Below are 6841 nucleotides of genomic sequence, written 5' to 3'. Positions count from 1 at the left end.
TCATCAACAAGCTCGGCCGCATCCAGCGCGAGCTGCTCCAGGATCTGGGCCGGGAGCCCACCCCGGAGGAGCTGGCCAAGGAGATGGACATCACCCCGGAGAAAGTGCTGGAGATCCAGCAGTACGCCCGGGAGCCGATCTCGCTTGATCAAACGATCGGTGACGAAGGCGACAGTCAGCTTGGCGACTTCATCGAGGACTCCGAGGCGGTCGTGGCCGTCGACGCGGTCTCGTTCTCACTGCTGCAGGATCAGTTGCAGCAGGTGCTGCAGACCCTTTCCGAGCGCGAGGCGGGTGTGGTCCGGTTGCGCTTTGGGCTTACTGACGGCCAGCCGCGGACGCTTGACGAAATCGGTCAGGTCTATGGCGTCACACGGGAACGAATCCGGCAAATCGAGTCAAAGACTATGTCCAAGTTGCGGCACCCGTCCCGTTCTCAGGTACTTCGTGACTACCTCGACTGAGCCTGCGCCACATCAACCGATCGTACTGAATCGGTAACCGTGCGTACGTACGCTGTGGGCTGACTTCTTTTTGTTAGCTCACAGGCGTTGACGTGGAATGCTTAAGGCACGGCAGACTAGTCGGCATAGCAACAACCCCAGGTAAGCTTGGCCCCCCACCCAGTCCCGACTGTGACCCTGGTCCCCCGGGGTAACAATGGGAAGTCCGGAGACGTCGACGATGTTGACGGATGAGTGGGACAAGAGCTGAATGAAATGGACCTGATCATCGGTGACGACCAGAGGAGGAAGGCGATGACCCAGACCCTCACGCCGCCGCCGGATACGGCGGCCATCCCAGCCGCCGATGAACGGTGCGACCGCTGCAATGCGGCGGGGAAACTGCGTGTGAAGCTAGCCGGTGGGGGCGAGCTGGTGTTCTGTGGACACCACGCCAACAAGTACGCTGAGGATCTTGTAAAGATCGCTGTCGAGGTGGCGGCAGACCCCGAATTCACATGGCGGGGCTCAGAAAACTAGAGAGCTTGAACTAAGAAGGGCGGCTTCCACTGGCCGCCCTTCTGCCTGTCTACCGGCGTTTCACAGCGTCTGAAGCATGGAGATCCGCTCTTCCAGCTGCTCGATGGTGGCTTGAGCGCTTGGCGGCCCTCCACAGCGCGTACGAAGCTCCGAGTGGATTTTCCCGTGCGGGAGTCCGGTCCGGTGGTGATGGGCCGCCACAAGAGCGTTCAGCTGCCTTCGCAGGTGTATCCGGCGCTCCGCCGCCGACATGTCGCGCGCCACCTCCCGCTGGGCCTGAGCCGGAGCGCTGCTCTTCACCCGCCGCGCCGACGCGGCCTGCTCGGCCTGGCGCTTGGACAGCAGCACGGAGACCTGGTCGGCGGTCAGCAGACCGGGCAGCCCCAGAAACTCCTCCTCCTCGGCCGTCCCGGTCATCGCGGGCAGCCCGAAGGTGGCGCCGTCGAAGATCACTTGATCCAGCTCGGCCGTGGCGGACAGCGCCTCCCAGCCCTTGGTCAGCTCATCGCTGGCCTTCTCCGACTCCTGCGCGCGCTCAAGCAGGTCGTCGTCGAGGCCGTCCGGGCTCTTCGGCCTGCCGAGAATGTGATCGCGTTGCAGTTCCATCTCGCTTGCCAGCCCCAGCAGCTGCGGGACGCTGGGGACGAAAACGCTCGCCGTCTCCCCCGGGCGACGCGCCCGCACAAAACGCCCGACGGCCTGGGCGAAGTAGAGCGGAGTGGAGGCGCTCGTCGCGTAGACGCCAACGGCCAGCCGAGGGATGTCGACCCCCTCGGAAACCATGCGGACCGCCACCAGCCAGTGCCGGGACGGATCCGCCGAGAACTCGCCGATCTTCTTGGACGCGCCCACCTCGTCGGAGAGGACCACGGCCGGCTTCGCGCCGGTAATCACCTCCAGCAGCTTGGCGTAGGCCCTGGCCGCGTTCTGATCGGAGGCGATGACCAGGCCCCCGGCGTCGGGTATCCCACCGGCCCGCAGCACCTGCAGGCGCGCATGGGCGGCCCTGAGCACCTGCGGCATCCAGTCGCCGGTCGGGTCGAGCGCGGTGCGCCACGCCTGCGCGACGAGATCCTGGGTCAGCGGCTCGCCGAGCCTTACCGCAAGCTCGTCCCCCGCGCTTGTGCGCCAACGGGTTTCACCCGAATAGGCGAGAAAGATGACTGGCCGGACCACGCCTTCGGCCAGCGCGTCGCCGTAGCCGTAGACCGAGTCCGCCCGCGACTTTTGCACCTCGCCGACGCGCTCGTAGGTCACGAACGGGATCGGGTTCTCGTCCGAGCGGAACGGGGTTCCGGTGAGCATCAAGCGGCGCTCCGCCTGCTCGAACGCCAGCTTTACCCCGTCGCCCCAGCTACGCGAGTCGCCCGCATGGTGGATCTCGTCCAAGATCACCAGCGTGCGGCGGGTCAGGGTACGCCGCAGGTGCACCTGCGGCGCCATGCCGACCTGGGCATAGGTGACCACGGCACCGCGGAAGTCGGAGGTGGTGTGTATGTCGGCGTTGCGGAACATGGCGTCGAGCTGGATGCCGACCCGGGCCGCCGCCTGGGCCCACTGCAGCTTCAGGTGCTCGGTCGGGGCCACCACCGTGATCGCGTCGACGGTGCCGTCGGTCAGCAGCTCGGCGGCTATACGCAGGGCGAAGGTGGTTTTGCCGGCACCCGGCGTCGCCACCGCCAGGAAGTCGGGACTGCGCCTTCGTAGGTACTCGAACAAGGCTTTGCGCTGCCAAGCCCGCAGCGGTGGAAAGGATTCGAGCACGAGGCAGGAGTTTATCTGCCAATGAATTCAGAGCCTGCGCCCGCCGCGTCGCCAAATTTGGGACGCGGAGCCGACCAGCGGCGGTACAGGGCTGTGAGACGTACCACGAGGACGACGACACCGGCCGCGACCATGTTGAGCACGGTGGCTTTGTCGAGCCGGGTGAGCAGCACCACCATGATCGCCCCGATGAGCGAGGCGAGCGCGTAGATCTCCCGGCGGAGCACCACCGGGATCTCGCCGATCAGGAGATCGCGGGCGAGGCCACCGCCGATGCCGGTGAGCATCCCGATCAGGCAGGAGCCCATCGCCGGAACCCCGGCCTCCAGGGCCTTGATGGTGCCGGTGACCGTGAACAGGGCCAAGCCCGCCGCATCCAGCAGGAGGATCGTGCGGCGGATCCGCGACAGGCGGGCATGCCACCAGAAGACGGCGAAGGAAGCGACAGCGGCGGTGGCTCCATAACGCCAGTCCCAAAACGCTACCGGTGGGCGGTCTATGACAAGGTCGCGCACGATTCCCCCGCCGAGGGCGGCCACGAAGCCCACGAAAACCACCCCGAACAGGTCAAGCCGCTTGGCCACGCCCGCCGACGCCCCTGAAGCGGCGAAGACCGCCACGCCGGTGAGATCACCTACCAGCAGGGCGGTCGTCGAACTGCTCACAGAGGAAGACTAGTCGGACAAAGACTCGTAGATCTCTTTACATTCCGGACAGACCGGGAAGCGGTTGGGGTCACGCGAAGGAACCCAGACCTTGCCGCAAAGCGCCCGCACCGGTGTGCCCTCAACCATGGCCTGCATCAGCGCCGTCTTGTCCGCGTAATGCGACAGCCGCTCATGATCACCCTCGTCGAGCCGGTAATCGACCCGCTCTTCAACGACGGTGCCAGTATCTGGCGAAACAGTTGGTGTGGTCACCAGAACATTCTCTCAGGTCGCCAGCGGAAGTCCCAGTGTGATTCGGTAGCGTCATGATCGTGCCTGACCTCGGCCTGAGCCTGAGCGATGAAGTCCGTTCCGCACTCACCGGCGGCCGGCCACTGGTGGCCCTGGAGAGCACGATCATCTCGCACGGGCTGCCCCAGCCCGACAATCTGCGCATCGCGCGCGAAATCGAGCAGACGGTTCGTGACCACGGCGCCGTCCCGGCCACCATTGGCATGGTCGGCGGGGTGATCAGGGTGGGCCTCGACGACGCCGACCTCACCCGCCTGGCCACGCAACCCGATGTCGCCAAGCTCTCGGTACGCGATCTGGCCGTCGCCGCCGCTTCGGGCGCCACCGGGGCCACCACGGTGGCTTCCACGAGCGCGATCGCGGCGGCTGCGGGCATAGCGGTCTTCGCCACCGGGGGCCTGGGCGGGGTACACCGGTACGCCGCGCAGACCTTCGACGAGTCGGCGGATCTGGTGACTCTGGCCCGTACCCCGATCGCCGTGGTCTGTGCCGGTGTGAAGTCCATTTTGGACGTTGCCGCCACCTTGGAGAGGCTGGAAACACTGGGGGTCGCCGTGGCCGGCTATCGCACCAAGCGGTTCCCGGGCTTCTTCATCACCGACAGCGGTTACGAGCTGGACTGGCAGCTGGACTCGCCGGAACAGGTCGCCCTGGCCCTTAGCGCCCAGCAGCGGCAGGGCGTCCAGCGCGCGGCTCTGGTGGTGGCCAACCCGCTGCCCGTCTCAGAGCAGCTCGATCCCGAGTTGCACGATCGGGTACTGGCCGAAGGACTGTCCATAGTGGAGCGTGACCGGGTGGTGGGCAAGCAGGTGACCCCGGTCTTGCTGAGCCATTTCCACAGCGCCACCTCGGGTGCCAGCCTCGCTGTCAACGTGCGGATCATCTTGCGCAACGCGGCCCTCGCCGCGCAGATCGCCGTTGCCCGCGCCGCATGATCATCACGGTCGGTGATCTTGTTACCGATGTGCTGGCGGTGTTGCGAGCGCCGCTGGCCACCGGATCCGACACGCCCGCCACCGTTCACCTCTCCGGCGGCGGGCAGGCCGCCAACACGGCCGCCTGGATAGCCTGGCTCGGCCGTCCGGTGACCTTCGTCGGCGCCGTCGGCGACGACCTGGCCGGCGGCGACCGCCTGGCCGAGCTGCGCGCGGCCGGGGTGCACACCCAGGTCAGCATCAGGCCCGGGGCGAGCACGGGAAGCATTGTGGTGCTGGCCTATCAGGGGGAGCGCACGATGATCAGTGACCGTGGCGCGAACCTGCTGCTCTCACCCTCCGATGTGGACAGTGCCATCGCCATGGGCGCGACGCACCTGCACCTGAGCGGATACACCTTGCTGGACCAGGCTTCCCGCCCGGCCGGGCGGGCGGCTCTCGCTTCCGCCAAGTCCGCCGGGCTGCGCACCAGTGTCGACGCAGCCTCCGCCGCCCCCCTGGCCGCCCTCACCACCCGCCAGCCCCCGGCCTACCCCACACCCTCGGCCCACGCCCCGCCTTCGGCCTACGCCGCAAGGTCTGCCCATGTCACGGGGTCGGCCGGTGCTGCTGCGGCTTCCCAGACAGGGCCGAACGAGCCGGACGCCAACTTCCTGGAGTGGGTCCACGGCGTCGACCTACTGATCGCCAACGCGGATGAGGCGCAAGCGCTGGTGGGGCTTGCGGATCCGGCTGAGCAGGCGGCGACCCTGGCCCGTGCCATTGGCGGCAGCGCGGTGGTCAAGCTCGGGCCGAGGGGCGCACTGTGGGCAGGCCCGGAAGGGGTGCTGCACGTGCCGATCGAACCGGCCCATGTGGTCGACGCCACCGGCGCCGGCGACGCCTTCGCCGCGGGCCTCATCGCCGCCCTGGACGCCGGTGCCGACATCCGGGAGGCCCTGCACGAAGGCTGTCGCCTAGGCGCCCAAGCCGTCGGCCAAGTAGGCGCCCGCCCACCCCTCCGCTAACCCCACCCCACGATGACCCCGCCCATCCATACGGTGACCCGCCTCGGCAATGCCGCGCATTGCTTCGCATGCGCCAGAATAAGAGTATGAAACAGCGGCCGCAGCTCATCACCGATGCCCGGATCAGTCAGGAGGAGGAGCTCAAGCGGCGCGAGCGCCGCTACATCCTGATGATGGGGCTGCGGGCCGGGTGCTTGGTGGCCGGTGTGGTGCTCGTCATGGCTCGGGTGCCGCTGCTCGGGCTTTGGCTGCCGCTTTGTGGCCTCGGCATGGTGCTGTTGCCTTGGCTGGCAGTGATCCTCGCCAATGACCGGCCGCCCAAGAACGAGCATCGGATGAAGCGCTATCGCAGCAACACCGCTCCCGCCAACGCGCTGCCCACCCAGGCAAGCGGGAAGACCATCGACGCCGACGAGGAGCAGTAACCGTCAGATCAGGCGCACCCGCACCCGGCGGTTGGCCTTGCCCTTGCTTTCCACCTTCACCACTTCGAGCTTGCCGATCTGAGCCGTGGTCGCGACATGCGTTCCGCCGTCGGCCTGCACGTCCAGCCCGACGATGTCGACGATGCGGATCTCGGTCTCTTCGGCCGGGATGAGGTTGCTCTGGGTGCGGATGATGTCGGGCAACGCCAGCGCCTCGGCACGGCCGAGCACTTTGGTCACCACCCGGCGGTCTTCCGCCACCTCACGGTTGACCAGCTCTTCCAGTTTCGCTTTGAAACCCTCCGGTACCTCGGGAAGGTTGAAGTCCATCCGGGCCTCGCCCGGCTCCATGTTCCCGCCGGTCACCAGCGCCCCGAAGTCGCGGAACACCACCCCGCAAAGCACGTGCAGGCCGGAGTGGGTGCGCATGAGCAGGGTGCGCCGGGTGTCCTCGATAGCACCGAAGACCTCCGTGCCCGCGGCGGGCAGGGGGTCGCCGTCGGCGGGGATCAGGTAGAGATCGTCGCCCTTGCGGGTGCCCACGATGCGGGTCTGTACGCCTTGCCAGACAAGCACTCCATGGTCTGGCGGCTGCCCGCCCCCGCCGGGGTAGAAGGCCGACCGGTCAAGCACGATGCCGTCGGGATCGGAGTGCACCACCGTGCAGCTCCACTCGCGCAGCGTCGGGTCGGCCAGGTCCAGCCGCTCAGTGCGGCCGTGATGTGTGACACCCATGCTGGGGACAATAGTCCCCAGCATGGGTGTCAG

At 67.3% G+C, this 6841-nt stretch carries 9 protein-coding genes; 5 read left to right on the top strand and 4 right to left on the bottom strand.

Annotation, left to right across the window (positions count from 1 at the left end; genetic code table 11):
• A partial coding sequence (locus Rhe02_RS44775) for a sigma-70 family RNA polymerase sigma factor (protein WP_203914648.1) occupies positions 1-464 on the top strand: 464 nt, incomplete at its 5' end.
• 294 nt (positions 465-758) lie between these two features.
• Entirely contained in the window at positions 759-983 is a 225-nt protein-coding gene (locus Rhe02_RS44770; RefSeq protein WP_203914650.1) for a DUF7455 domain-containing protein, read from the top strand.
• Between the two features lie 60 nt (positions 984-1043).
• Here the strand turns inward: Rhe02_RS44770 and Rhe02_RS44765 are convergent, their stop codons facing one another.
• From Rhe02_RS44765 to Rhe02_RS44755, 3 genes are read right to left on the bottom strand one after another with little or no spacing between them, the layout of a single operon-like run.
• Positions 1044-2747 (bottom strand): DEAD/DEAH box helicase, encoded by a 1704-nt coding sequence (locus Rhe02_RS44765; RefSeq protein WP_239124462.1) that lies wholly within the window; start codon positions 2745-2747, stop codon positions 1044-1046.
• Positions 2748-2758: 11 nt separating this feature from the next.
• Positions 2759-3412, bottom strand: coding sequence for a trimeric intracellular cation channel family protein (locus tag Rhe02_RS44760; protein WP_203914647.1), 654 nt, complete (start codon positions 3410-3412; stop codon positions 2759-2761).
• A gap of 9 nt (positions 3413-3421) precedes the next feature.
• The gene (locus Rhe02_RS44755) at positions 3422-3667 is read right to left on the bottom strand and encodes a DUF3039 domain-containing protein (RefSeq protein ID WP_203914646.1); all 246 of its coding nucleotides are present in this window, start codon (positions 3665-3667) and stop codon (positions 3422-3424) included.
• A gap of 53 nt (positions 3668-3720) precedes the next feature.
• Here Rhe02_RS44755 and Rhe02_RS44750 point away from each other — a divergent pair, with 53 nt between their 5' ends.
• The 3 genes from Rhe02_RS44750 to Rhe02_RS44740 all read left to right on the top strand — a co-directional run bounded on the left by Rhe02_RS44750 (position 3721) and on the right by Rhe02_RS44740 (position 6073).
• Positions 3721-4641: a pseudouridine-5'-phosphate glycosidase gene (locus tag Rhe02_RS44750; protein ID WP_203914645.1), complete on the top strand. Its 921-nt coding sequence runs from the start codon at positions 3721-3723 to the stop codon at positions 4639-4641.
• Positions 4638-5648: a carbohydrate kinase family protein gene (locus tag Rhe02_RS44745; RefSeq protein WP_203914644.1), complete on the top strand. Its 1011-nt coding sequence runs from the start codon at positions 4638-4640 to the stop codon at positions 5646-5648. The genes Rhe02_RS44750 and Rhe02_RS44745 overlap by 4 nt, the downstream gene beginning before the upstream one ends.
• Before the next feature lie 86 nt (positions 5649-5734).
• Positions 5735-6073, top strand: coding sequence for a DUF3099 domain-containing protein (locus tag Rhe02_RS44740; RefSeq protein WP_203914643.1), 339 nt, complete (start codon positions 5735-5737; stop codon positions 6071-6073).
• A 3-nt stretch (positions 6074-6076) separates the two neighbouring features.
• Here the strand turns inward: Rhe02_RS44740 and Rhe02_RS44735 are convergent, their stop codons facing one another.
• Positions 6077-6808, bottom strand: a complete 732-nt coding sequence (locus tag Rhe02_RS44735) for an alanyl-tRNA editing protein (protein WP_203914642.1) — start codon at positions 6806-6808, stop codon at positions 6077-6079.
• Between the last annotated feature and the right edge of the window lie 33 nt (positions 6809-6841).

The sequence above is a fragment of the Rhizocola hellebori genome, from assembly GCF_016862955.1.
Taxonomy (GTDB): Bacteria; Actinomycetota; Actinomycetes; order Mycobacteriales; family Micromonosporaceae; genus Rhizocola; species Rhizocola hellebori.
Note: the sequence above shows the minus strand (reverse complement) of the source record. Positions and strands in the feature narration are given on the sequence as shown.

Excerpts from the sequence above, each read along its gene's own strand:
- Rhe02_RS44770 (WP_203914650.1), top strand. The coding sequence starts at position 759 with ATGACCCAGACCCTCACGCCGCCGCCGGATACGGCGGCCATCCCAGCC.
- Rhe02_RS44750 (WP_203914645.1), top strand. The coding sequence starts at position 3,721 with ATGATCGTGCCTGACCTCGGCCTGAGCCTGAGCGATGAAGTCCGTTCC.
- Rhe02_RS44745 (WP_203914644.1), top strand. The coding sequence starts at position 4,638 with ATGATCATCACGGTCGGTGATCTTGTTACCGATGTGCTGGCGGTGTTG.
- Rhe02_RS44740 (WP_203914643.1), top strand. The coding sequence starts at position 5,735 with ATGAAACAGCGGCCGCAGCTCATCACCGATGCCCGGATCAGTCAGGAG.
- Rhe02_RS44735 (WP_203914642.1), bottom strand. The coding sequence starts at position 6,808 with ATGGGTGTCACACATCACGGCCGCACTGAGCGGCTGGACCTGGCCGAC.